Below are 24,067 nucleotides of genomic sequence, written 5' to 3'. Positions count from 1 at the left end.
CGGCATGCGCTGATCCGCCCCATTCTGCCGCATGGGCCTCGGCGCCCAGTACCGGCGGCCGGGCAAGCCCCACGCGCCTGCGTACACTGGTGGCGGCCGTCTCGCGAGCGGCCACTACGCCCTACCCCGCCAGAAAGACCGCAGACCGCCATGCCGAGACCGCGACGATCCGCCTCGAGGCGTCCGGCGACACTGCTGGTCACCCGACATCGGCTGTCCTGGGCGGCCGCCACCGGCGACGGGGTCCTCGACGTGGAGGTCGACGGCCGCCGCCTCTGGTCCGCCGCCGTCCCCATGCCGGGTCGCTTCGGCCGGCGGGCCCTCGTATGGCCCCGCGCGCTGGCCCGTCATCTCGGTGGCGTGGGCGAGATCGTGCTCCGCGAGCAGTCGACGGGCCAGGTCGTCGCCCTGGGCGGCTACTCGCTCGGCTCGCCCGCGGATCGGAAGACGATCCGCGAACTCGCCGCGGACGGGGTCGTGGTCGACAAGTGGGGCAAGCTGGTCGTCGCGCCCACTCGGAAGCTGCACCGCGCCCTGATGGCGGGCCTGGACCGGGTCCTCGCCGACCTGCAATCCGCCGGATACGACGCGAGCATCACCGGCGGCACCCTGCTCGGAGCGATACGGCAGGGCGCGATCCTCGAACGCGACGACGATGTCGACCTCCTCGTGTACCTCGGGCTGAGGCATCCGGCCGACGTCACGCTCGAGTCCCACGCGATCGAGCGGTCGCTCCGCGCGCGCGGTCACCGCATGATCCGGCACAGCGACGCCCACCTCCAGGTACTGGTCGGCGTCCCCGGAGCAGAGACCGCGCACGTCGACATCTTCCTCGGATTCGTCCACGCCGGCGCCTACAACCAGCCGATCGCCGTTCGAGGCACCTTCAGCGAGGACCGGATAGTGCCGCTCCGCTCCGTCGAGCTGGACGGACGGGCCTACCCGGCGGTCGCCGACCCGGAGGGGTGGCTCGAACTCTGCTACGGCCCGGGGTGGCGCACCCCGGATCCCGCCTTCCGGTTCAGCACGCCGTCGACGACGCGTCGTCGATTCGAGAACTGGTTCGGCGTCTACGACCTCAACCGCGACTTCTGGGAGCGGACGGCCCGTGGCCCCCAGCGGGAGCCATGGGCGTGGGACGCCGAGGCCCTGCATGAGCGTTCCCCCCTGGGAGGACGCGTGCTCGACCTCGGATGCGGCCCGGGCCTCCTGTCCCGCCATCTCGCAGAGCGCGGGCACGAGGTGCTCGCCGTGGACTATGCGGACGCGGCGGTGGCGGCGGCGCACGCACTCGCTGCGGGCACGTACCAGGTGCGTCGGCTCAATCTCGCCGACCGGCACGCCACGCTCGAGCTCGCGGCCGACGAACTCGTTCGCGGCCGGCGCGTGGACGTGTTGCTGTCCGACGTGCTCGCATACCTGACCCGATCGTCCCGCGCCAACGTGCTGCTGCTGCTCCGTGCGCTGCTCGCGAGCGGCGGTGTGGCCGTCGCGTCGTTCCCGGTCAATCCATCGCTGAGATACGACCATCACCGGCCCGACACCTGGCACCTCCCGCTCCGGTGGCTCCGGGAGGAGGCCACAGGATTCGGGCTCGACGTCGTGGTCTGCGATCGCCGCAGGCTCAGCACGTCGGCCGGCCTGCGCCTGGTCACGACCGTCGAGCTTCGAGCCGCCGAATGCGAGCGCGCGTCGCCCGCGACCGCACCCGCATCAGCGCCCGCGCCTGCAGAGGAGATCATCACGTGAAGCGAATCCGGAACGCCGTGCGACGGCTGGTGCCGCGACCGGCGACGACCTCGGCCGACGTGGAGCGGCTCGAACGCCAGATCCTCGAGCTCCGGACGGAACTCGACGAACTCCGCGCCGACTCGGCGCGGATCGCCGAGCTCTACGATTTGGTGTTCGAGCGGCTCCGCCCGCCAGCAGGCTGACCGCACAGCCGGGGCATCGCCGGCCCACGTCCGCATCGGGGAACATCGGCGTCGGGCGACGCGAGCGGCGTGGAGATCAGGCGAGTCGGATGTCGACGACCTGGCCCGTGACGCCGCTCCCGAGGACGCTCAGGCTCGCCCGCGCGACGTCGTCCGGATCGAGGAGGGTGTGCGCCGGCTCCTCGCCGAACGCGTTCGTTCGCATCGGGGTGCGGGTGCGCTGCGGATTGATGCAGTTGACCCGCACGCCCAGCGGCGTCCACTCGTCTGCGAGCGCCTGCGTCAGGTTCACGACCCCGGCCTTGGTCGCTGAGTAGAGGCTGTAGCCCGCGCGCCCGCGCGTGTACGAGCTCGAGGTGAAGAGCAGCAGGTGTCCGCCTGATTGAGCGAGGAACGGCAACGCCTCCTGCGCGATCTCCGCAGGCGCGAGGAGGTTGACATGGAGGGTGGAGCGCAACGTGTTCTCGTCGAGGTCGGCGAGCGGCGCGATCGCGAGTGCGCCCGCGGTGACGACGACGTAGTCGATCCGTCCGGTCGCCGATGCCGCATGCAACGCGCGGCGAACTGCCGCCCGATCGGTGACATCCGTCCCCGTCGTGCTGCGACTGAACGCGAACACGTGCGCTCCGGTGTCGGCCGCCAGTCGCGCGATGCTCGCGCCGATGCCGGAACTGCCTCCGAACACCACGAGAGTCCTGCCGGCCAGATCGGGGACGGTCGCCTCGTCCGTCGACGCGTTCGAGGTCTGGAGCTGGAAGATCTTGTCCGCGATGTGCAGGTCGAGCGGCTCGGTCACCTTCATGTTCTCCGCCGATCCCTCGACCACGCGGATGGGGACTTCGGGCAGGTACTTGAATACGACACCGCAATCGTCGGTTGCGGCGAAGGCGGGGTCGGACGACGCGAGCTCGTAGGCGCGTCGGATCGTGCCGAGCCTGAAGCCCTGCGGGGTCTGACCGCGCCGAAGGCGTGAGCGAACGGGGATGTCGGAGATCAGGCCCTCATCGACTTGGATGATCGTGTCAGCCGAGGGGATCGCGGTGTCGACCGCGTCGTACTCGTCGAGCGCATGGACGCAGTCGCTGATGATCCGATCGTCGATGAAGGGCCGGACCGCATCGTGCAGCAGAACCTTCACCCGGGGGTCGTCGGGCAAGGACTCCAGCGCGAGCCACGTCGTGTCGTTGCGGGTCGCGCCTCCGGGCAGCACTGCTCTGAGTTTCGGGAACCGAGCGCTGCCGACGAGGTGGTCGACCTCGTCCAAGGAGTCGGGGTGCATCATGACGAGGATCTCGTCGATCAAGGGGTTCCGATGGAGCGATTCGATGGTGTGCTCGACGATCGCCTTGCCGGCGACCCGGATGAGCTGCTTGGGGACGCCCAGGCCGAGTCGTGCGCCCACGCCCCCGGCGAGCACCACGGCGACGGTGTGCTCGACGGTCACTATCGGTCGCTCGCCTTCAGTGCGGCGATGGCGTCTTCGACCGGGCCGTCGAAGATCGTCTCCCCCCGTCGGATGACGATGCCGCGAGTGCAGAGCTCCTGGACCATCCCCAGGTCGTGGCTCACGACGAACATCGTCTTGCCCTCGGCCGCCAGTTGCCGGATCCGCGTCTTGCACTTCTCCCGGAACGGGGCATCACCGACTGCGAGCACCTCATCCACGAGGAGGATGTCGAGGTGCGTGTGGATCGCGACGGAGAAGGCGAGCCTGACGAACATCCCGGAGGAGTAGTGCTTGACCTCCGTATCGATGAACTCCCCGATCTCGGAGAACGCGACGATCTCGTCGAATCGCTCCTCGATCTCGGCTCGCGACATGCCGAGGATGGCCGCGTTCAGGTACACGTTCTCGCGACCGGAAAGGTCCGGATGGAATCCTGCTCCGACCTCGATGAGACCGGCGACGCGTCCTCGGGTGAGGATCCGCCCGCGGTCGGGTCGGAGCACTCCCGAGATGAGCTTCAGCAGGGTGGACTTGCCGGAGCCGTTGTACCCCAGGAGCGCGACCGATTCGCCTTCCTGGACGCGGAAGTCGATGCCCTGGAGCGCGTCGAACGTGCTCGTGAGGGGCTTGCGCCGGGTCCAGGCGACGAAGAGCTCCTTGAACGACTGCGTGTGACGGAGCGTGAAGCGCTTCGCGACGTCCTCGACGATGATGCTCGGGCGCGAATCAGAGATCCTGGGCAAAACGGCCCTCCAGCCGACGGAAGACGAGCTGGCCCACGATGACCCAGGCGACCACGATCACCATCGCGACGACCGCCAGCACCCACAGGCTCTCGGGGCGTTCCATCGTCTCGGGGGTCGTCGGAAACCAGAATGCGGAGTGGAACAACTCCACCGCCACCGTGAGCGGGTTGGCCATGTAGAGCTCGAACAACCACGTCGGCAGCTTGTCGCGCACGACGGTGAACGAGTAGAGCACCGGCGCCGTCCACGTCGCGAACAGGAGGATGATCTCGACGACGTTCTGGGCGTCGCGGAACGACACGTTGAGCGCGCCGAAGAAGAGCCCCAGGCCGAGCGCGAAGGCCAGTACGACGACGATCGCGAGGAGGGCGCCGGCGACCTGGACGAGCGTGGGAACCCAGCCGGCGACGAGGACGACCACCACCAGGATTGCGAGCTGCGGAAGGAAGTGAACGAAGGCGATGAAGACGTCGGCGATCGGGAACAGCTCGCGCGGCAGATAGATCTTCTTCACCAGCGCCTTGTTGTTCACGATGGACTTCGTCGCGTTGCTGAAGGCCTCGTTGAACAGGTTGACCACGATGATCCCGGAGAACAGGTAGATCGGGAAGTTGTCGATGCCGTGGTTGAGGTTGAGGAACACGCCCATCACGACGTAGAAGATCGCGAACTGGGCGGCCGGCTTCACGTACGACCAAGTCCAGCCGAGGACCGAGCCGTGGTACCTGGTCTGAATGCCCTTGCGGACGAGGAGTCGCAGCAGGTAGCGGTAGCGGAACACGTCGAGGATTCCGCGTCCGCTGCCCGGGACGTCGAAGCCCGCGAGGTCCTCGGCAGGGGCGGGCGTGGTCACTCGGGGTAGTGTAGCGGCACCCTGCTGGGCACCTGTCCGTGCTCCGGGGTGATGATGGTGGTGTGCTCACCCGGACGGCGTGAGCGCGTCACGCCAGCTCATGTCGCGCGCCGCCTTGACGGCGCAGACGACCACCAGCATCCATCCGCCCTCCTGCAGGGCGAAGCTCTCGGCGAAGCTCGTCACCGAGATCGCGACGAGCATCAGGGCGGGCCAGAGGTAGACCACGCTGCGACGGTTCGACGCGAGCAGCCACGAGCGCACCAGAGCGACGCCGATGAGGGCGGCGAACAGGAGCATGCCGATGACGCCCACCTGGAAGTACGCATCGATCCAGGCGCTCAGCGCCGACGTGAGGTCGCGGCCGACGGCGCGCTCGATCCAGACGTAGGGTGGAGCGTCAGGCCAGCGTCCCACCCAGCCCCAGCCCTGCAGCGGGTTCGCGGCGAGGTATCGCGACACCTCGCGCCAGACCTCGAGGCGCACGTCGAACTCGCCGCGCGCGTCGAGGAATTCGATGATGCGGATGCGCAGGACCCAAGCGGTCACCAGGCCGACCACCGCGGCGATCAGCAGGGCGAGCTGCCAGCGCCACCGGGTCGCCGCGGCGACCCGGCGCAGGCCGTACAGGGCGGCGAGGGCGACGAGCGAGGCGCCGAGCGCGATCCAGGTGACGGGCGACCCGGCGAGGACGATGCAGGCGGCCGCGAGCGCCAACGAGGCGATGGCGCGGGCCCGCTGCACGCTTCGCGTGCGCCACTCGATGATGAACGTGAGCAGGGCGATGAGCGCCACGAACCCGAGCAGGTTGCGGGAGCCGAAGATGCCCTGGATCGGTCCGAGCGAGGCGATGTCGCCGCGGATGCCGAGGAAGACGATGGGCAGGTCCAGCAGGATGCCCGAGAGCACCTCGAGCGCGACGGAGGCGGCGAGCAGCACGCGGAAGACGTCGCCGAACGCCCGCACGATCTGGATCGTGTCCCGCATGAGCGCCGTGAAGATGCCGAGCACGCCGAACGCCACGAGGTAGGCGAACCGGAGCAGTGTCGTGCCGGGGACGTCGCTCCAGATGACCGATGCGCCGGCCCATCCGACGAACACGAGGATCGTCAGGGGCAGGATGCCGTACCACTCGACGGCGCGCCATCGGGCCACGAGCGAGAGCGCGCAGAGCACGAGCAGCGCCGCGAGCGCGGACAGGAGGCCGGGCCAGCCGACCAGCGAGCGCACCGCATGCGTCGAGAACGCGAGCCCGATCGCGATGAGGGTGAGCGCCTGGGCGAATCGTGCCGATCCGGCGAACTCGCGCAGCGCCGCCCTCACGGACGCACCCGCGGCCGGGCGAACCGGCGCGGCCGGCGCGTCGGCGCCATCGCGGGCAATGGTTCGGGAGCCCATTGCCGCTGCTTCGTGCCCCACGCGATGGCGATGAGCAGGACCCAGCCCGACTCGATGAGGATGCGGCTCTCGGCGAACGACTGGCCGATGAGCGCGACCAGAGCGAGCAGTGGGATGAGCGAGGCCGCCGAGTAGCCCAGTCGCGTGCCGCGTTCGTCCATCGGCGGGTCGACGGCGAGGAACCAGGTGCGCCACAGTGCGCCGAGCACGATCGACGCGAAGGCGATGAGTCCGACGACGCCGAGCTGCAGCCAGACGTCGAGCCAGGCGTTGTGCGCCTGGAGGTACTCGACGCCCTTGCGGACGGCGAGGTCGTCGTACGGCTCGACCCAGGGCGCCCAGTAGCTCACCCATCCCCAGCCCAGCCACGGGCGCTCGGTCGCGAGTCCGATCACGGCATCCCAGATGTCGAGTCGGCCGGTGAGGTCGTCGCCCTTCCCGAACAGGTCGAGCAGGGTGTTCCAGAAGACGGCGAGGAGGGCGATGGAGGCGGCGAGGGTCGCGGCGGCCGTCGCGTACACGACCCTCCGGCGATCCGGACCGACCCGTCGCGCCCAGAGCGCGAACGCGAGGGCGACGGCGACGACGACCGCCACGACGATGACGGTGGCCGAGCGCGTGAGCGCGAGGACGAGCGAGGCCACCACGAGCCATCCGATGCCCTGGGCGCGACGCATGCCCCCGCTGGCCAGCAGTGCGCCGAACAGGATGACGGCGAGGAGCGCCGCCATGGCGAGCAGGTTCCGGCTCGCGACGATCCCCTCGATCGGACCGCCCTCGAACAGCAGCGCGCGGGACCAGTAGAACGCCATCGGGAGCGTGCCGGCGTCGGGATCGAAGTCGGGGAAGTTGGGCAGCAGCGGCTCGCGGACGAACACCGCGACCCAGAGCTCGAAGAGCAGCGACAGGACGAGGAGCCACTTGAGCGCTCCGCCGAGTGCGCGGAGGAAGCCGTGCCAGCCGAGCGACAACGCCAGCGAGAGTGCGACGAACGTGGTCGCGAGCGTGAGCGCGACGGCGACCGCGCTCGTGCCGGGGTAGTTCGACCACACGATCGAGGCGGTAGCGACGATGAGGAAGGCGAGCGTCGACTTGGGCACGCGCCGCCACGCGAGGCGCGGGCGGTACGCCAGCCACAGCCAGACGGCACCCACCACGACGAGCGCGGCGATCGCGCCGAAGCCCCACCAGCCCAGCAGGTTGCGCCAGAACTGTCCGGCGAAGGCGGTGAAGAGGGCGAACGTGGCGAACGCGCCCGCGTACGCGTCGCGTCGGCCCGTGGTCATGCCGACAAGGCTACCGCCCGGATCCGGACCGCGCGGGCGCCCGGCGGTCGGCGGGGACCGCAACGTGGGCGAGAATGTCAGGGGCCGTCGAACAGCAAGGAGCGATGTGAAGATCTCGGTGATCGGGTGCGGGTACCTCGGCGCGGTGCACGCCGCTGCCATGGCCAAGCTGGGCCACGACGTGGTCGGAATCGACACCGATGCCTCGAAGGTGGCCAAGCTCACCGCCGGAACCGCGCCGTTCTTCGAGCCCGGCCTCGACGAGCTCCTGCGCGAGGGAATCGAGTCGGGGCGCCTGCGCTTCACGACCGACATCGCCGAGGCGTCGGACGCTCGCGTGCATTTCGTCGCGGTCGGCACCCCGCAACTCCCGAACGCCGACGGCGCCGACCTGCGGTTCGTCGACGGTGCATTCGACGCGCTCGCCGGCGCGGCGACCGCCGGCTCGCTCATCGTGGGAAAGAGCACGGTCCCCGTCGGGACCGCCGCCGACCTCGTCAGGCGGATCAGGGAGGCAGGCTGCGACGCGCTCGTCGCCTGGAACCCGGAGTTCCTGCGGGAGGGCTTCGCGGTGGCCGACACCCTCACTCCGGATCGACTCGTGTACGGCGTCGACGACGCGCACGCGACCAAGATGCTCGATGAGGTCTACGCCGACATCCTCGAGCGCGGCACTCCCCGGATCGTCACCGACTTCGCCACGGCCGAGCTCGTCAAGACGGCGGCGAATGCGTTCCTCGCCACGAAGATCAGCTTCATCAACGCCATGGCCGAGATCGCCGAGACGACGGGGGCGGATGTCACGACGCTCGCCGACGCGATCGGTCACGACGCGCGGATCGGGCGCCGGTTCCTGAACGCCGGCATCGGCTTCGGCGGCGGCTGTCTGCCGAAGGACATCCGCGCCTTCACCGCGCGAGCCGAGGAACTGGGCCGTGCGGAGTCCGTTGCGTTCCTTCGTCAGGTCGACGCGATCAACCTGCGCCGTCGCGAACGCGCCGTCGAACTGGCGATCGAGCTGCTGGGCGGTTCGGCCTTCGAGCGGCGCGTCGCGGTTCTCGGGCTCACGTTCAAGCCCGACTCGGACGACGTGCGGGATTCGCCTGCGCTCGACGTTGCCGCGCGCCTGCACGGACTCGGTGCCGAGGTCGTCGCGACCGATCCGCACGGCATCGAGAACGCCCGGCTGCGTCATCCGCAACTGCATTACGTCGGCTCGGCAGGCGAAGCGGTCGCCGGAGCCGACCTCGCGATGCTCGTGACGGAGTGGGGTGACTACCGGTCACTCGACCCGCTTCTGGTCGCAGCAAGCATGGCGACGCCGCGGATCATCGATGCGAGGAACGTGCTCGACGCGCGAGCGTGGCGCGACGCCGGATTCGAGTTCCGGGCGCTCGGCAGGACGTAGACGGCCCTCGCCCGCCTTGGGTGGGCCGGCGTGCGGACGCCCTCGAGCGAGAGAGCGCGGCATGGTGGCACTGGAGCGCCTGCGGCCCGATGCCCCGTACCATCCGAGATAGAATCGTCGCGGCCGATCCCACTCGCGGCTGCCGTCCCTCGCACCACTCGCTTGCTTCGCGGGGATCCCCCATCCCCGAACCTCTGCAGGAGCACACGTGAGCCAAGCGCCCAAGATCTCGATCGTCATGCCCCTCCACAACGACGAGGAGTGGGTAGGCAACGCGCTGGAGAGCTGCCTTCGCCAGACGCTCCGCGACATCGAGGTCGTCTGCGTCGACGATGGCTCGACGGACGGCACCTGTGCGGTGGTGGAGGCACACCAGGCCCGCGATCCGCGGATCCGCCTGATCAGGATGGACGCCAACCTCTCGGCCTTCCAGGCGCGCCGCCGCGGAGTGGAAGAAGCAGCCGCGCCGTACGTCCTCTTCCTCGACGGCGACGACGAACTCGCGCCCGACGCTGCTCGCGCGACCTTCGCACGAGCACGCGCGAAGTCGGCGGACATCGTCGCCTTCGGGGTCGACATCGTGATGCCTGACGGGTCGACCGGAGGTGCATTCGAGGCGTCGCTGCAGCCGGTGCACCGGGTGCTCGCCGGCGCCGACATCCTGACGTCGAAGTTCCCGCCCGGACGGGTCGCGCAGGGCCACCTCTGGTGCAACCTGTACCGACGCGACCTGCTCCGCGACGTGTACGCGGGCTTCCCGCAGGATCTGACGCTCTTCCGCGCGAACGACATCCCGATCACCTTCCTCGCCTTGGCCAAGGCGAACACGTACGTCTCGACTCCGCGGCACCTCTACCGCTACTTTTTCCGTCGAGGACGGAGCGGGCATCGCGCCGAGGACCTGGACGCCTTCCGCTTCTACCTCGGGGCCATCGACTCGATCGAGTGCATCGACGCGGACGTCCGCGCGGTCGCTGCGAGCCGAGGCGACTCGACCCCCATCGTCGCGAGCTATGAGTCGGCTCGGCTCTCGATCATCGGAAACGTGCTGAAGTACTGCGTCAACAACGTCTCGGAGGAGATCCAGGCGGACTGCCTGTCCCTGCTCGTCGAGCGCGTCGGCGAGGCGGACGTGATCCGCGCGGCGGCGGACTTCTGCGAGAGCGCGCTCCCGCTCCTCACGAGCCGGGCGAGCGCGCCCTCGCCCCTCGGAGATCCGAGGCGCGTCGTCATCGCGACCAATGACATGCGGACCGGCGGACTGCAGGGGGTCGTCGCGGCGCAGGCCCGTCTCCTCGTGCAGAACGGCCTCTCCGTCACCGTCGCCGTGAACGAGATGGACGGGGCGGTACACGACCTGCCTCCCGGGGTCGGGCTGGTGGAGATCGCCGGTGCGACCCGAGCCGAGAAGCTCCGCAGCTGGCTGGAGGTGTGCGGATCACACGATCTCGTGATCGATCACCACATCCTGTACAACCAGAACTGGCCATTCTTCGCGCTCATCGCGCAGACGATCGGCGTACCGACGATCGGCTGGCTCCACAACTTCGCGCTGCGCACGGTATACGACTTCAGCACGCAGGGGTCGTTTCTCGGCGCCTACCTTCCCCTCCTCAGAACGGTCGTCGTCCTCTCGACGGAAGACGTCTCGTTCTGGAAGCTGCAGGGCATCGAGCACGTGGTCTGGCTGCCGAATCCGCCCTCGCCGATGCTCTCCGGGCTTGGTGCGCGGGACGCCAGGACGCCGCCGACCGACCGGATCAACCTCGTATGGTGGGGCCGCCTCCAGCAGCACACGAAGCAGGTGCGGGACCTGATCGCCGTGGCCGAGCATCTGCGGATGCTCGAGGTGGACTTCCACCTGACGATCATCGGTCCCGACACCGCGGATCTGTCCGCAGCGGATCTGCTCGCAGACGCGACGGCTCGCGGCGTGGCGGACGCCGTCAGTCTGCCCGGGCCCCTCCACGGCGACGAGCTCGTCCGCGCACTCTCTGAGGCGCACCTCCTCCTCTCGACCAGCGTGATCGAGGGCAATCCGCTCACGCTCGTCGAGGCGCAGGCGATGGGACTTCCCGTGGCCATGTACGAGCTGCCGTGGGTGGAGAGCACCAAGAACAACGACGGAGTCTCGGCAGTGCCGCAGGGGTCCATTCCCGAGCTCGCGCGGCTGGTCGCCCGGATCAGTCGTGATCCGGCGTACTACCGCGCACTCTCGGAGGCGTCGATCACTGCCGCGCACCGGGCCCGCACGCACGACATGTCCGCCCTGTACGCGCAGCTCCTCGGGGAGAGACTGCCACCTGAGTTCTCGCCGGAGCCCTCGATCGACGATGCGTCACTGCTGCTCAAGTGGATGACCTTCTATTCCGAACGGAATGTGCGCGCCCAGGCTCGTCTCAGCCGTCGCCTCCGTGCTCGCCTGGCTGCCGAGTTGGAGGCCACCCGGAGGTCGTTCACCTTCAGGGTCGGGCGAGTCGTCGCGTTCCTGCCGAGGCAACTCGCACGTGTCGTCCGCCTGCTCTCCGGAGCCGCCGGTGGCCCGGCCATGCCAGCGGACTCGGCCCGACCCGGTGCGTCGCCGGCGGAGCTTCCGCCGCCGCCCTCGCCCGGAGCGCGTCGCCGCCCCGGGCTGACGTCGCGCGGAGGTGCCGGCAGCGACCGCGAACGAATCGGACTGTTCCGCAAGCCTGGTGATGGCCGCACGCGCGGCGAGACAGCTCTGGGGGACCGCGAGGCGACCGGAAGCCCGAACGCTGCGGCGGACATGCGTGACCGCGTCGCCGCACCACGGTCCAACTAGCGGCGGGCGCGCACGGTGAGAGGGGTCCGCGATCTGGGGAGACGGGTCCTCGCACCCGTCGCGGCGAGACTGCACCGTGTTCGCGGCCGCATCGCCGCGACGGTCTCCGGTTCCGCCCGTGCCGACGGATGGGTCAGCTTGGTGATGCCGGTCCACGATGTCGCCGGCTATGTCGACGACTCGATCCGTTCCGTGCTCTCGCAGGGGTACTGGCGTGTCGATCTCGTCGTCGTGGATGACGCGTCGGAGGATGAGACCCTCGCTCGGGTGCGTCGTTGGGTGCGCCGCGACCCTCGTGTACGACTCGTCGAGGCGTCGTTCCGCGACGTGAATGCCGCGCGAAACCTCGGGATCACGCACGCGAGGGGTGAGTTCCTCGCGTTCCTCGACGGCGACGACCTGATGCTGGCCGGCGCGCTGCGAGACCTCGTCGGGTCTCTGCAGGCGACCGGCTCGGATTTCGCGGTCGGCGGGTACGACCGACTGACCGACGGCCGGCGGACGCCGCCGGCGTTCTGGATCGGTGAAGCGCACCGCCGGGATCGACCCGCGACCAAGGTGACGGATTTCCCGGAGATCATGGTCAACGCGGTGCAGTGGACGAAGGTGTATCGCCGCTGGTTCTGGGATTCGGCGGGGCTGGCGTTCCCCTCGGGCGGCCACTTCCAGGACCAGCTGGTCAGCGCGTCGGCCTACGCGCGCGCCGAGCGCATCGACGTGCTCGCCCGCCCGGTGGTCGCCTGGCGTATCCGATCCGACGGCTCCTCGATGACCCAACAGGGGGTGCGCGCGGCGCAGGTGCGCGACCGCTTCGCCACCGCGATCGGCGCTCTCGAGGTGTTGGAACGCGAGTCGATTCCCGATGTGCACGAGGCGAGGCTCGGGCAGTTCCTCGGCTACGACGCCGCCGTCGCAACGGCCGAGCTCCCTCGCATGGGAGGCGACGCATACATTGCGCTCCGAGACGGCCTCGGCGCGCTGGCCCCCGAGGCGAACCATCCGATCTGGAACGTCGTGCCCGCCGAGTACAAGGTGCTCTTCGAACTCGTCCTGCGCGACGATCGTGAGCGCGCGCTCGAGTACATCGCACGCGGCGGGCTCGACCTCCTGCGTCATGGACTCACCCGGGTCGACGGCGTCGATTACGTCCGCATGCCCTTCTGGGGCGACCAGGCAGCTGCGATCCCGCTCGTCCGGTTCCGTGCGGCTCCGAGGGAGTTGCGCGCGTTCGCGCAGGCGTCCGCCCACTGAAGGGAACCGCGTCCGCGCCGAGTGGCGCGCGGCCGGGTTCACGTACCGCGGGCTCGGCCGGTCGTAGCCGGCGGATGCCGCGGGCGGCATCCGCTCCGCGGCATCCGTCACGGCACGACCGCCGGCGTCGGGCTCAGACGAACGCGGCCTGACCCGTGATCGAACGGCCCACGATGAGCGTGTTCATCTCGCGCGTGCCCTCGTAGGAGTAGAGCGCCTCGGCGTCGGCGAAGAACCGCGCGACGTCGTAGTCGAGCACGATGCCGTTGCCGCCGCACACCTCGCGAGCCCAGCCGACCGTCTCGCGCATGCGCTCGGTGGCATAGGTCTTCGCGAGCGAGGAGTGCTCGTCGCGCTGCTCGCCGAGATCCTGCATCTCGGACACCCGGACGACCATGGCGAGCGAGGCGGTGATGTTGCCGAGGCACTTCACGAGCAGGTCCTGGATGAGCTGGTGCGCCGCGATCGGCTTGCCGAACTGCTCGCGCTCCGTCGCGTAGCGGACGGCGGCCTCGTAGGCGCCGATCGCGGTGCCGACCGCCGCCCAGGCGACCTCGGCGCGGGTCTGGCGCAGCACGGCCGCCGTGTCGCGGAAGGAGTTCGCGTTCTGCAGCCGCAGCGACTCGGGCACGCGGACGTCGGTGAGGGTGATGTCGGCGTTCTGCACGATCCGCAGGCTGATCTTGCCCTCGATCTTGGTGGCCTCGTAGCCGGGCGTCGAGGTGGGCACGATGAAGCCCTTGACCTGCCCGTCGGCCTCGTCCTTCGCCCAGATGACGGTGATGTCGGAGAAGGTGGCGTTGCCGATCCAGCGCTTCGCGCCGTTCAGCACCCACTCGTCGCCCTCGCGACGCGCGGTCGTGCGCAGTCCCCGGGCCGAGTCGGAACCGGACAGGGGCTCGGTGAGGCCGAACGCGCCGATGACCTCGCCGGACGCGAGCTTCGGGATCCACTCCCGCCGCTGCTCGTCGGACCCGGCGACCGCGATCGACCCGGTCGCGAGGCCGTTCTGCACGCCCACGAAGGTGCCGACGGAGGCGTCGACCCGTGCGAGCTCGAGCGCCACGAATCCGCGGAAGACCGCCGAGTTCTCGAACGGCCGGGCCTCGTCCCATGCGAAGGACAACGTCCCGAGGTCGGCGAGCGGCTTCACGACCTCCATGGGGAACTCCGCACGCTCCCAGCGGTCGTTCACGATCGGCTTCACCTCGCGCTCGAGCCACTCGCGCAGGGCGGCGAGTGCCTCCTTCTCGCGCTCGGTGAGTCGGGAGGCGTAGGAGTAGAAGTCGCTCGCGAGCGGCTCGAAGGTCATGTCGGCTCCAATGCGTGGTCGGATGCCACGAGCCTAGGCACGGTCCGCGACGGGGCCGCAGCCGTTGGTAGCCTGCTGCCAAACCGGGAAAGGACTGCCTCGCGCATGTTTGTCGCCATCCGCAACACACCCAGGGACTATGCGTGGGGTTCCCACACGGCCATCGCCGACTTCCGCGGCGTCGAGCCGAGCGGCGGGCCCGAGGCCGAACTGTGGCTGGGGGCGCACGCGGGGTCGCCCGCCCAGGTGGTCGACGCCGCGGGAACGGGCGTCTCCGACCTCGCCGAGCTCATCGCGTCGAATCCCACGGCCGTGCTGGGGCCGGCGCTCGCCCGCGAGGGCGCTCGCCTGCCGTTCCTCATGAAGGTGCTCGCGGCGGACCGGCCGCTCTCCCTGCAGGCGCATCCGACGCCCGAGCGGGCACGGGCCGGGTTCGCCGAGGAGGAGGCGGAGGGCGTGGCCCTCGACGCCTTCGACCGCAACTACAAGGACCCCTTCGCCAAGCCCGAGTTGATCGTCGCGGTCAGCGAGCGGTTCGAGGCCCTCTCCGGCTTCCGGCCGCTCGACGAGGTGCACGGCGTGATCGCGGTGCTCCGGGCGGCGGACGCCGCGGCCGAGGAGCCGCAGCCGGGCGCGATCGACCTGCTCGAGAGCCGGCTCCGCAGCGACGACCCGCTCCGCGAGACCGTCGAGTGGCTCCTCGAGGACGGCCGCGGCGGCGACACCGGCGAAGCGGCCTGGCTGGTCGAGCGCGTCACGGCGCTCGCGGGGTCCGATGCGGCGACGACCTCGCCGTACGCGGCGTCGTTCCGCACGGTCTCCGACCTCGCCGCGGAGTATCCGGGCGATCCCGGGATCGTGCTCTCGCTGCTGCTGAACCGCGTGACGCTGCGCCGCGGCGAGGCGCTCTTCCTCGATGCGGGGAACATCCACGCCTACCTCTCCGGGCTGGGCATCGAGCTCATGGCGGCCAGCGACAACGTGCTCCGCGGCGGCCTGACGCCCAAGCACATCGACATCCCCGAGCTGCTCGAGGTCCTCGACTTCGCCCCGATCGCGCCCCCGTTGCTGGAGCCGATCGAGGCCGCGCCCGGCGTGCGCGAGTACCGGCCCCCGGTGCCCGAGTTCACCCTGTACCGGGTCGACTCGACGACGGATGCCGCGCGCCTGGCGCTCGTCGGACCGGCCATCGTGCTGGCCGAGGGCGCCGGCGCCTCGGTGGCGAGCGCGGCGAACTCGGCGGAGCTGGGGCGCGGCGACGCCGTCTTCGTCACGCCGGAGGAGGGCGTGCTCGAGATCCGCGCCGAGGGCGCGGCCTGGATCGCGACGACGGGCGTGCCGGCGGCGGGCTGAGCGCCGCGTCCGTCGCCCGACGGAGAGCGGACGCCCAGCCGCGGCGTGCGTACAATACCCGGCGATGCCGACGATCGAGTTCCCCCGCCTCGCCGCGCCGCCGCGCGTGCGCTCGGCCGCGCTCGACGTCGTCCGCGTCGTGGGACTCGCGGCGGTCGTCCTCGGCCACGTCTCGACCGAGGGGATGGTCCGGCCGCTGCTGTACAGCTGGCACGTCCCCGTCTTCTTCGTGATCAGCGGGTACCTGTGGCGGAGCTCCCGGCCCGTGGGCGACGAGGTGCGGCGACGTGCCCGGTCGCTGCTCGTGCCCTACGTGCTGTGGCTCGCCATCGTCACGGTCGCGTGGGCCGTCTTCTCCGCGGTCGTCGCGGGCGGCCTCTCGCTGCCCGATCCGATCGCGCTGGCGCTCGGCGGGTCGCGGATCGGCGGCCAGTACGCGGCGTTCTGGTTCGTCACGGCGCTGTTCGCGGCGGTCGTGGCGATGCGGGCGCTCTCGGCCGTCCGTCCATGGCTCCCCGTCGTCGTCGGGTCGGCGGCGGTCGGCGTCGCGACCGTCGCGCCGGAGCTCGTCTCCACGATCCCGTGGTCGGCCGGCGTGGGGCTCATCGCGCTCGTGTTCCTGGCCTTCGGCCGATGGCTCGCCGAGGTCCGGCACCGGGTGCGCGCGCCGCTCGAGCTCGGCGTCGTGCTGGTGCTCGGCGGACTCGCGATGACCGCGTCCGGACTGGTCGAGCCGGTCGACCTGAAGGTCGCCGACGTCGGCACGCCCGTCGCGGGCCTGGCAGTGGCCGCGGCCGTCTCCGCGGGCCTGATCCTCGTCGCCGAGGTGCTCGCGCCGCGCCTGCCCTCGTGGGCGGCCGGTGCCGCGACGGCGATCGCGTCCGCGGCGATGCCCGTCATCCTCACCCACGCCCTCGTCATCGCCGCGGGTCGCGCGATGGGGGCCCCCGGTGCGCTGATCCTCGTCGTCGCACTGGTGGTGCCGGTCGCGCTCGGCCTGCTCCTCGCGCGCACCCGGCGCGGGCGACTCCTGCTCTAGGCGGACGCCGAGTCGGATGCCGGCGGCATCCGTCGACGCCGTCAGCCGGCCTGGCGCGGCCCGAACACCCGGCGGTACTGGGTGGGCGTGGTCTGCAGCACCTTCACGAAGTGGTGCCGCATGACGGCCGCCGCGCCGAAGCCCGTCTCGCGCGCGACCTCCTCGAGCGTGAGGTCGGTCTCCTCCAGCAGCTGCTGCGCGCGAAGGAGGCGCTGCCGGTTGAGCCAGGCGTTCGGCGTGGTGCCGGTCTCGGCGCGGAACTTGCGTGCGAACGTGCGCGGCGACATCAGCGCCCTGCGCGCGAGGCGGTCGACCGTGAGCTCCTCGTCCAGGTGCTCGACCATCCAGGCGAGGACCTCGGCGAAGGAGTCGGTGCGGCATTCGACGACGGGGGTCTGGATGAACTGCGACTGGCCGCCGTCGCGCTGGGGCGGCACCACCATGCGGCGCGCGATGATGTTGGCCGCGCTCGCGCCGAGCTCGGTGCGCACGATGTGCAGCGCCGCGTCGATGCCCGCCGCGGTGCCCGCGCCCGTGACGACCCGGCCGTCCTGCACGAAGAGGACGTCGGGGTCGACCTCGGTGCGGGGGAACATCCGCGCCATCCGCTCGGTGAACATCCAGTGCGTCGTCGCGCGGCGCCCGTCGAGCACGCCGGCCCGGCCGAGCGTGAACGCGCCGGAGCACACGCTCAGCACCCACGCGCCGCGCTCGACCGCGTCGCGGATCACCTCGAGCACCTCGGGGTGCGCCGGTTCGTCGATGAGCGAGGCGGGCACGGCGACCAGGTCGGCCGTCCGCGCGGCCTCGAGGCCCTCGTGCACGACGACGTCGAATCCGAGCTTCGTGGGGATCGGGCCCGGTTCGGCCGCGACGACGTGGAAGTCGAACGTGGGACCGCCCTGCTCGGACCGGTCGATGCCGAAGACCTCGCAGATGACGCCGAACTCGAAGGGCGCCATCTGCGGGACGGCGATGCAGGCGATGGAGTGGAGCACGGCGACCTCCCGGACGGCCAGGCGGGCTGGCAGGATTGTGTCGATCAGTGGCGAGTCTGCCACTGTCGGCAGGATCTTGCAAGGAGCAGAATTCCTGCCATGGACACCGTCTTCTTCCTCATCCTCGGGGCGCTCGCCGTCTGGGCCGTCGTCGCGACCCTCACGCGCCTCGTCTCGGACGGCTACGGCCGGCCCGAGATCCGCGATCGCGTGCGCCACATCGAGAACCGCCCGCCGCGCAGCGCCTGAGCCCCTCCCGCTAGCATCGTCACGACGCCGGAGGCACCGGCGGCGGAAGGCGGACATGAGCTGGCTGGTCACCGGGGGAGCCGGGTACATCGGAGCGCACGTCGTGCGGGCGTTCCGGGCGCAGGGCATCGACACGATCGTCGTCGACGACCTGTCGTCCGGCCGCAGGGGCTTCCTCCCGGAGGGTGCGCCGTTCGTGCAGGGCACGATCCTCGACGGCGCGCTGCTCGAGCGCACCATGTCCGACCACGGCGTGCAGGGCGTGGTCCACCTCGCCGGGTTCAAGTACGCGGGCGTCTCGGTCTCGCGGCCGCTGCACACCTACCAGCAGAACGTCACCGGCACCGCGACGCTCCTGGGCGCGATGGAGGCCGCCGACGTCGACCGCATCGTCTTCTCCTCCAGCGCGGCCGTGTACGGCACCCCCGACGTCGACCTCGTCACGGAGGAGACGCCCAAGCGGCCCGAGTCGCCCTACGGCGAGTCGAAGCTGATCGGCGAGTGGCTGCTCGCCGACCAGGGCCGCGCCGCCGGCCTGCGCCACACCTCGCTGCGGTACTTCAACGTGGTCGGCTCGGGGACCGACGAGATCTTCGACCCGAGCCCCCACAACCTCTTCCCGCTCGTGTTCGACGCGCTCCTGGCGGGACGCACGCCGCGGATCAACGGTGCGGACTACCCGACGCCGGACGGCACCTGCGTCCGCGACTACATCCACGTCGCCGACCTCGCCGACGCCCACGTCGCGGCGGCCCGGCGCCTCGACGCGGGCGAACCCGTCGAGGCGGTCTACAACCTCGGCTCCGGCGACGGCGTCTCCGTCGGCGAGATCATGCGCGAGGTGGCGCGGGTCACGGGCATCGACTTCCAGCCGGAGATCGCCGCGCGGCGCGAGGGCGACCCCGCACGGATCGTCGCCTCCGGCGAGCTCGCCGCCCGCGACCTCGACTGGCGGATGCGGCACAGCCTCGCCGAGATGGTCGAGAGCGCGTGGTCGGCCCGCCGCTCGGCGTCCGCCGACTGATCCTGCGCCGTGAAGCGGACACGCGGTCAGCGTGTCGCGGCCCGGTTGAAGCCTCGACGGCGCCTTGAGGGTTTACGATTCGCGACTTGACTTCCACTGAATTACACCGGTGTAATTGGTCAAGACACGCCCTCACGGGATGTCGGTACAACTGGGTGGGAGACGATATGGGCAAGCCTGAATATCGTTCTGGGGTACCTGAGGATTGGTTCGTCGACCCTGTGCGGCTCGGCGTTCCGGGGGTTCGCGGGGTCGCAGACGACGACGACAATCAACTGGCGTGGCAGACCGACGCGCTGTGCGCGCAGACGGACCCGGAGGCGTTCTTCCCCGAGAAGGGCGGCTCCACCCGCGACGCGAAGAAGATCTGCTCCGGCTGCGAGGTGCGCTCCGAGTGCCTCGAGTACGCGCTCTCGAACGACGAGCGGTTCGGCATCTGGGGCGGTCTCTCGGAGCGCGAGCGGCGCAAGCTGCGTCGCCAGGCCGTCTGACCGAGGTGGGGCGGGCGCGTCGAATCGTGGCGCGCCCGATCCGGTGACGGATGCCTCGGGGCAGTCGGCCTAGGCTTTCCCCGATGTTCCCCAGAGTCACCGCCGTCCTCGTCGTGCAGCACGGCGGCGACCGCCTCAGCGCCACGCTGGACGCCCTCCGCCTGCAGCGGCGTCCCATCGACGCGCTGGCCGTGGTGCTGATGCGCAGCGACGAGGCCACACGGCGGCTCATCGAGGCCGAGCGTCCCGATCGCGTCGTCCAGCTCGAGTCCCCCCGCCCGTTCGGCGAGGCCGTCCGAGCCGTCGAGACCACCCTCGACGAGCCCGCCACCGCCGACGACGCGCTCTGGCTCCTCACCGAGGACGCCGCCCCCGAGCCCGGCGCGCTCGAGGCGCTCACCGGCGTGCTGTCGACGGCGCGCACCGCGGGGATCGCCGTGCCCAAGCTCGTCGCGTGGGGCGACCCAGCGCGCATCCTCCGATTCGGGCGGTCGGTGACCCGCGGCGGACGGAGCCTCGCCGTGGTCGAGGACGAGTTGGACCAGGGGCAGCACGACGACCTCTCCGACGTGCTCGGCGGCGACCCCGCCGGCCTGCTCGTCCGCCACGCGCTCTGGCGGAGCCTCGACGGATTCGACCCGGCGCTCCCGGTCGTCGACGACGGCCTCGACCTCGGAGTACGGGCCCGCCTGGCGGGCAACCGCGTCGTCGCGGTCCCCGGTGCGCGCATCCGATTCGCCGACGACGGCGTCGCGGGTCCGGGCGCCGCGCCCGGCGGACGCGCGGCCCGTCGTCGCGCGCGAGAGGCCCGCACCGCCCGCCTGCACCGGAGGCTCGCCTGGTCGCCGGCGGTGCTCCTCCCGTTGCACTGGCTCGCGATGCTGCCGATCGCCTTCGGGCGCTCCGTCCGGCACCTGCTCGTCAAGACCCCGGGCGCGATCCCGGGCGAGTTCCGCGCCGCGGTCGCGGTCATGGCGTCGCCCGGGCGCGTCATCCGCTCGCGTCGGCGCCTCGCGGAGACCCGCACCGCCGCTTGGTCGACGCTCGCACCCCTGCGCATCCGACGCGACGAGGTCCGCCTCCGGCGCCAGCAGGCCGCGGAAGCGCGCCGCCAGCGCGCTCGCGGGCGCGTGGAGGACGTGCAGTTCTTCGCCACCGGCGGGGGATGGCTGCTCCTGGGCGCCCTCGTCGCCTCCGTGGCGCTGTTCGCGCCGCTGCTGACCGCCCGTGGCGTCGCGGGCGGCGCCCTCCTGCCCCTCTCCGACGACCTCGCCGTCCTCTGGCGCAACGCCGCGTACGGCTGGCGCGACGTCGCGGGCGGCTTCACCGGGGCCGCCGACCCGTTCAGCGGGCTGCTCGCGATCCTCGGAAGCGCGACCTTCTGGGCGCCCTCGTGGGCGCTGGTGGCCCTCTGGCTCCTCGCGATCCCGCTGGCGAGCCTCGGGGGATGGTTCGCCGTCGCACGGCTGACCGAGCGCACCTCCCTCCGCGTGCTGGGCGGCGCCGTCTGGGCGGCGGCGCCGCCGCTGCTGGACGCGCTCGCGGCCGGTCGGCCCGGCGCCGTGCTCGTGCACCTGCTGCTTCCGTGGCTCGCCGTGCTGATGTTCGCCGCGGCCACGTCATGGGCGGCGGCCGCCGCCGCGTCGCTCGTGTTCGCGGCGGTGGTGGCGTGCGCACCGAGCCTCGGTCCGGCCCTCGTGCTCGCCTGGATCGTCGCCCTGCCGCTCAGCGGCCGGGCGGCCGTCCGCCTCGCCGGGATCCCGCTTCCGGCGCTGGCGCTCTTCCTGCCGTTGATCGTCGACCAGGCGTCCCGCGGCACGCCCCTCGGCCTGCTCGCCGATCCCGGCGTGCAGCGCCCCGCGCCGGTGCCCTCGGAGGCCCAGGCCGCGCTCGGCCAGGCGTCGGCCACGTGGGGGCGCTGGGAGGACGCGTTCGGCGGTCTCGTCACCGCGGCCGTCCCCGCGCCGTTCGTCCTCGCCGCGCTGCTCCTGCCGCTCGCGATCGCGGCGATGGCGGTCGTGGCCTCGCGGCGCTGGCGCGGCGGGCTGCTCGCCCTCGCGCTCGCCGCCCTGGGGTTCGCCACCGCACTCGCGGCCTCGAGCCTCGAGGTGGCGGCTGCGGGCGACCGCAGCGTGCCGTTGTGGATCGGCGCACCGCTCAGCCTCATGTGGTTCGGCCTCGTCGCAGCGGCCGTGCTGGCGCTGGACGCGCTGCCGCGCGGCGCCGCGCCGGCCGCCGCCGTGGTGGGCGTGCTCGCGGTGGCCGCGGTCGCGCCGACGCTCGTCGCGATCGCCCTCGGCCGCACCGCGGTCGGCCCGGCGCCGGAGCGCATGCTGCCCGCCTTCGTGATCGCCGAGGCCGCGACGGATCCGCGGGTCGGAACCCTCCGACTCGAGCCGACGTCGGACGGCGGCATCCGCGCGACCGTCGAACGCGGCAGCGGAACGACCCTCGACGCGCAGTCGACGCTCGCCGCGACGAGGACGGAACTCACGCCCGTGAGCGAGTCGGTGGCGTCGCTCGCCGGGAACCTGGTCTCCCGCAGCGGCTACGACGCGACCGCGGCCGTCGAGGAACTCGGGCTCTCGTTCGTCCTGGTCGGGCCGGCCGGGGGCGACGCGGCCGCCGACGCGGTCGAACGGCGCGCGCGCATCGCGCTCGACGCGAACCCCGAGGTCGCCCCAGCCGGCCAGACCGACTTCGGCACGCTCTGGCGCTTCGCCGACGCCCGGGCCGATGCGCCGGGCGCGCAGGTCCCCGAGCCGCCCCCCGCCGCCGGGTGGATCATCGCCGGCCAGCTCCTGGTGATCGGGGCGGCGCTCCTGCTCTCGATCCCCACGGGCAGCGGTCGAGAGCCCGACCGGAGGCCGCCGCACCGGCGGCGACCGCGCCGCCCCCGGCGGATCGTGCTGGTGCGGCGCGGGACGAGGCGGGCCGCGCCGGCGCTGGAGCCCGAGCCGGCGCCGGACGCCGGATCCGATGCCGCGGCGACCGCGGCGGATGAGCGCGGAGGAGGCGAGCGCGATGCGGATCGACCGTAGGAGGCTCCTGCGCGGTGCCGGCCGCACCGCAGCCGCGGTGGGCGCCGCCGCGGCGACCGCCGCGATGCTCATAGCGGCGCTGCTCGTGGTGCGGCCGACGTTCGCCGTCGAGCCGCCGTCGGAACTCGTCCAACCCGCCGAGAGCCGGCAGCTGCGCGTCTGCCCGGGCCCGCTGCTCGAACTCGCCGGCGACGCCTCCGACGCGACCTCGGCGTCGTCGTTCGGGTCGGCAGCCGTTGCGATCTCGGCCGACCCCGCCGACGCCGTCGTGGACCAGGCGCCCATCGAGGCGCCCGACAACGCGGCGGCCGCAGCCGACGGCGGACCGCTCGCGATCTCGGCCGATCCGGGCGCCGTCGAAGGCGGGATGCTGGCCGGCGCCCAGGCCCAGCGCGCGTCGGCCGAGTCGGTCTCCGGCCTCGCGGCGGCGGCCTGCGCCGAGCCCGCGGCCGACTCGTGGCTCGTCGCGGGGGCGACGGACGTCGGGCGGTCCGGACTGGTGCTGCTGGCCAACCCCGGCCTCGTCTCGTCGACGGTCGACGTCCGCGTGCACGGCGAGACCGGCCCGGTGGATGCCCCGAGCGGCCTCGGCATCGTCGTGCCGCCCGGGACGCAGCGCGTCGTCTCGCTCGCGGGACTGGCGCCGAACGTGCGGTCGACGGTCCTGCACGTCACGAGCACCGGCGCCCCGATCGCCGCCTCGCTCCAGCATTCCGTGGTGATCGGGCTGGACGCCGCCGGCGCCGAGCTGTCCACGCCCGCCGCGCTCCCCGCCGAACGCCAGGTCGTCCCCGGATTCACGGTGCTCGACGCACGCGGCGTGGACCCGCAGGAGGACCACGCCGAAGGCGACGACCACCCCGCGATCCGGCTCTACGCGCCGGATGGCGAGGCGGTGCCGGTGACCGTGCGCATCCTGGACCGGAGCGGCGCGGAGGCCGGCCTCGTCGACGTGACGCTCGCCGGCGGACAGGTCAGCGACGTGCCGCTGGGCGTGCTCGATCCGGGCTCCTACACCCTCGTCGTCGACGCCGGGGCGCCCGTCGTGGCCGCCGCGCGGTCGACCGTGCTGCGCGGCGGGGCCGACGCGGTCCTGGCCGACCTGGCCTGGCATCCCGCGACCGGGCCGCTGCTCGATCGGGCCGCGGTCGCCGTCCCGCAGGCGCCCTCGCCGGTGCTGCACCTGGCCAACCCCGGCGACGAGGCCGTGGTCGCGACGCTCTCGCTCGGCGGCGCCGGGCAGGAGCTGACGATCGAGGCGGGCGCGGCGGCATCCGTCGACGTGCGCGCCGGCGAGCGGATCGTGCTCGACGGGGTCGCCGGGTTGCACGCGGCGATGACCTTCGCCGAGTCCGAGGCGATCTCGGCGATGCCCGTCGCGCCGCCCGGACCGCTCGACGCCCCGGTGCGCGTCTTCCCCCAGTGACGCGCGAG

At 71.8% G+C, this 24,067-nt stretch carries 19 protein-coding genes; 12 read left to right on the top strand and 7 right to left on the bottom strand.

All coding sequences use genetic code 11. The annotated features are described in order from the left end of the window. The first annotated feature begins 360 nt into the window (after positions 1-360). The gene (locus ACUY4T_RS10295; RefSeq protein WP_446018837.1) at positions 361-1,749 is read left to right on the top strand and encodes a class I SAM-dependent methyltransferase; all 1,389 of its coding nucleotides are present in this window, start codon (positions 361-363) and stop codon (positions 1,747-1,749) included. Further along, a complete protein-coding gene (locus ACUY4T_RS10290) occupies positions 1,746-1,934 on the top strand; it encodes a DUF6752 domain-containing protein (protein ID WP_446018836.1) in 189 nt (62 codons plus the stop codon). Before ACUY4T_RS10295 ends, ACUY4T_RS10290 begins: the two co-directional genes overlap by 4 nt. A gap of 76 nt (positions 1,935-2,010) precedes the next feature. Here the strand turns inward: ACUY4T_RS10290 and ACUY4T_RS10285 are convergent, their stop codons facing one another. The 5 genes from ACUY4T_RS10285 to ACUY4T_RS10265 all read right to left on the bottom strand — a co-directional run bounded on the left by ACUY4T_RS10285 (position 2,011) and on the right by ACUY4T_RS10265 (position 7,664). Next, complete coding sequence (locus ACUY4T_RS10285; RefSeq protein WP_446018835.1) at positions 2,011-3,378, bottom strand: SDR family NAD(P)-dependent oxidoreductase; 1,368 nt, start codon at positions 3,376-3,378, stop codon at positions 2,011-2,013. Further along, positions 3,378-4,124, bottom strand: a complete 747-nt coding sequence (locus ACUY4T_RS10280) for an ABC transporter ATP-binding protein (RefSeq protein ID WP_446018834.1) — start codon at positions 4,122-4,124, stop codon at positions 3,378-3,380. Before ACUY4T_RS10280 ends, ACUY4T_RS10285 begins: the two co-directional genes overlap by 1 nt. Continuing rightward, on the bottom strand, positions 4,108-4,980 hold the full coding sequence (locus tag ACUY4T_RS10275) for an ABC transporter permease (protein WP_446018833.1): 873 nt from the start codon (positions 4,978-4,980) through the stop codon (positions 4,108-4,110). The genes ACUY4T_RS10280 and ACUY4T_RS10275 overlap by 17 nt, the downstream gene beginning before the upstream one ends. 66 nt (positions 4,981-5,046) lie before the next feature. After that, complete coding sequence (locus ACUY4T_RS10270) at positions 5,047-6,303, bottom strand: O-antigen ligase family protein (protein WP_446018832.1); 1,257 nt, start codon at positions 6,301-6,303, stop codon at positions 5,047-5,049. Next, positions 6,300-7,664, bottom strand: coding sequence for an O-antigen ligase family protein (locus tag ACUY4T_RS10265; protein WP_446018831.1), 1,365 nt, complete (start codon positions 7,662-7,664; stop codon positions 6,300-6,302). The genes ACUY4T_RS10270 and ACUY4T_RS10265 overlap by 4 nt, the downstream gene beginning before the upstream one ends. A gap of 106 nt (positions 7,665-7,770) precedes the next feature. Here ACUY4T_RS10265 and ACUY4T_RS10260 point away from each other — a divergent pair, with 106 nt between their 5' ends. The 3 genes from ACUY4T_RS10260 to ACUY4T_RS10250 all read left to right on the top strand — a co-directional run bounded on the left by ACUY4T_RS10260 (position 7,771) and on the right by ACUY4T_RS10250 (position 13,126). Then, positions 7,771-9,072, top strand: coding sequence for a UDP-glucose dehydrogenase family protein (locus tag ACUY4T_RS10260; protein ID WP_446018830.1), 1,302 nt, complete (start codon positions 7,771-7,773; stop codon positions 9,070-9,072). 208 nt (positions 9,073-9,280) lie between these two features. Continuing rightward, positions 9,281-11,875 (top strand): glycosyltransferase, encoded by a 2,595-nt coding sequence (locus tag ACUY4T_RS10255; protein ID WP_446018829.1) that lies wholly within the window; start codon positions 9,281-9,283, stop codon positions 11,873-11,875. 144 nt (positions 11,876-12,019) lie between these two features. Beyond that, entirely contained in the window at positions 12,020-13,126 is a 1,107-nt protein-coding gene (locus tag ACUY4T_RS10250) for a glycosyltransferase family 2 protein (RefSeq protein WP_446018876.1), read from the top strand. Positions 13,127-13,259: 133 nt separating this feature from the next. Here the strand turns inward: ACUY4T_RS10250 and ACUY4T_RS10245 are convergent, their stop codons facing one another. Beyond that, entirely contained in the window at positions 13,260-14,438 is a 1,179-nt protein-coding gene (locus ACUY4T_RS10245) for an acyl-CoA dehydrogenase family protein (RefSeq protein WP_446018828.1), read from the bottom strand. 105 nt (positions 14,439-14,543) lie between these two features. Between ACUY4T_RS10245 and manA the strand changes: the two genes are divergently transcribed. Both manA and ACUY4T_RS10235 read left to right on the top strand, forming a co-directional pair. Then, the gene (manA, locus tag ACUY4T_RS10240) at positions 14,544-15,791 is read left to right on the top strand and encodes a mannose-6-phosphate isomerase, class I (RefSeq protein WP_446018827.1); all 1,248 of its coding nucleotides are present in this window, start codon (positions 14,544-14,546) and stop codon (positions 15,789-15,791) included. A gap of 64 nt (positions 15,792-15,855) precedes the next feature. Continuing rightward, complete coding sequence (locus ACUY4T_RS10235) at positions 15,856-16,830, top strand: acyltransferase family protein (RefSeq protein WP_446018826.1); 975 nt, start codon at positions 15,856-15,858, stop codon at positions 16,828-16,830. A gap of 41 nt (positions 16,831-16,871) precedes the next feature. Here ACUY4T_RS10235 and ACUY4T_RS10230 read toward each other — a convergent pair whose 3' ends face one another. After that, positions 16,872-17,828 carry a GlxA family transcriptional regulator gene (locus ACUY4T_RS10230; protein ID WP_446018875.1) on the bottom strand — a complete coding sequence of 319 codons (957 nt, stop codon included), beginning with the start codon at positions 17,826-17,828 and terminating at the stop codon, positions 16,872-16,874. Between the two features lie 99 nt (positions 17,829-17,927). Between ACUY4T_RS10230 and ACUY4T_RS10225 the strand changes: the two genes are divergently transcribed. From ACUY4T_RS10225 to ACUY4T_RS10205, 5 genes are all read left to right on the top strand, one after another. Beyond that, entirely contained in the window at positions 17,928-18,077 is a 150-nt protein-coding gene (locus tag ACUY4T_RS10225) for a hypothetical protein (protein WP_446018825.1), read from the top strand. Between the two features lie 55 nt (positions 18,078-18,132). After that, on the top strand, positions 18,133-19,101 hold the full coding sequence (galE, locus tag ACUY4T_RS10220; protein ID WP_446018824.1) for a UDP-glucose 4-epimerase GalE: 969 nt from the start codon (positions 18,133-18,135) through the stop codon (positions 19,099-19,101). Between the two features lie 167 nt (positions 19,102-19,268). Further along, positions 19,269-19,592, top strand: a complete 324-nt coding sequence (locus tag ACUY4T_RS10215) for a WhiB family transcriptional regulator (protein WP_446018823.1) — start codon at positions 19,269-19,271, stop codon at positions 19,590-19,592. 83 nt (positions 19,593-19,675) lie between these two features. Then, positions 19,676-22,633, top strand: a complete 2,958-nt coding sequence (locus ACUY4T_RS10210) for a glycosyltransferase family 2 protein (protein ID WP_446018822.1) — start codon at positions 19,676-19,678, stop codon at positions 22,631-22,633. Continuing rightward, a complete protein-coding gene (locus tag ACUY4T_RS10205; protein ID WP_446018821.1) occupies positions 22,617-24,059 on the top strand; it encodes a DUF5719 family protein in 1,443 nt (480 codons plus the stop codon). The genes ACUY4T_RS10210 and ACUY4T_RS10205 overlap by 17 nt, the downstream gene beginning before the upstream one ends. Positions 24,060-24,067 lie beyond the last annotated feature (8 nt).

It is taken from the genome of Agromyces arachidis (assembly GCF_052805135.1).
This window is presented reverse-complemented; position numbering and strand designations above follow the sequence as displayed.

Excerpts from the sequence above, each read along its gene's own strand:
- ACUY4T_RS10235 (WP_446018826.1), top strand. The coding sequence starts at position 15,856 with ATGCCGACGATCGAGTTCCCCCGCCTCGCCGCGCCGCCGCGCGTGCGC.
- ACUY4T_RS10250 (WP_446018876.1), top strand. The coding sequence starts at position 12,020 with ATGCCGGTCCACGATGTCGCCGGCTATGTCGACGACTCGATCCGTTCC.
- ACUY4T_RS10245 (WP_446018828.1), bottom strand. The coding sequence starts at position 14,438 with ATGACCTTCGAGCCGCTCGCGAGCGACTTCTACTCCTACGCCTCCCGA.
- ACUY4T_RS10225 (WP_446018825.1), top strand. The coding sequence starts at position 17,928 with ATGGACACCGTCTTCTTCCTCATCCTCGGGGCGCTCGCCGTCTGGGCC.
- ACUY4T_RS10265 (WP_446018831.1), bottom strand. The coding sequence starts at position 7,664 with ATGACCACGGGCCGACGCGACGCGTACGCGGGCGCGTTCGCCACGTTC.
- ACUY4T_RS10205 (WP_446018821.1), top strand. The coding sequence starts at position 22,617 with ATGCGGATCGACCGTAGGAGGCTCCTGCGCGGTGCCGGCCGCACCGCA.
- manA (WP_446018827.1), top strand. The coding sequence starts at position 14,544 with ATGTTTGTCGCCATCCGCAACACACCCAGGGACTATGCGTGGGGTTCC.
- ACUY4T_RS10215 (WP_446018823.1), top strand. The coding sequence starts at position 19,269 with ATGGGCAAGCCTGAATATCGTTCTGGGGTACCTGAGGATTGGTTCGTC.
- galE (WP_446018824.1), top strand. The coding sequence starts at position 18,133 with ATGAGCTGGCTGGTCACCGGGGGAGCCGGGTACATCGGAGCGCACGTC.
- ACUY4T_RS10210 (WP_446018822.1), top strand. The coding sequence starts at position 19,676 with ATGTTCCCCAGAGTCACCGCCGTCCTCGTCGTGCAGCACGGCGGCGAC.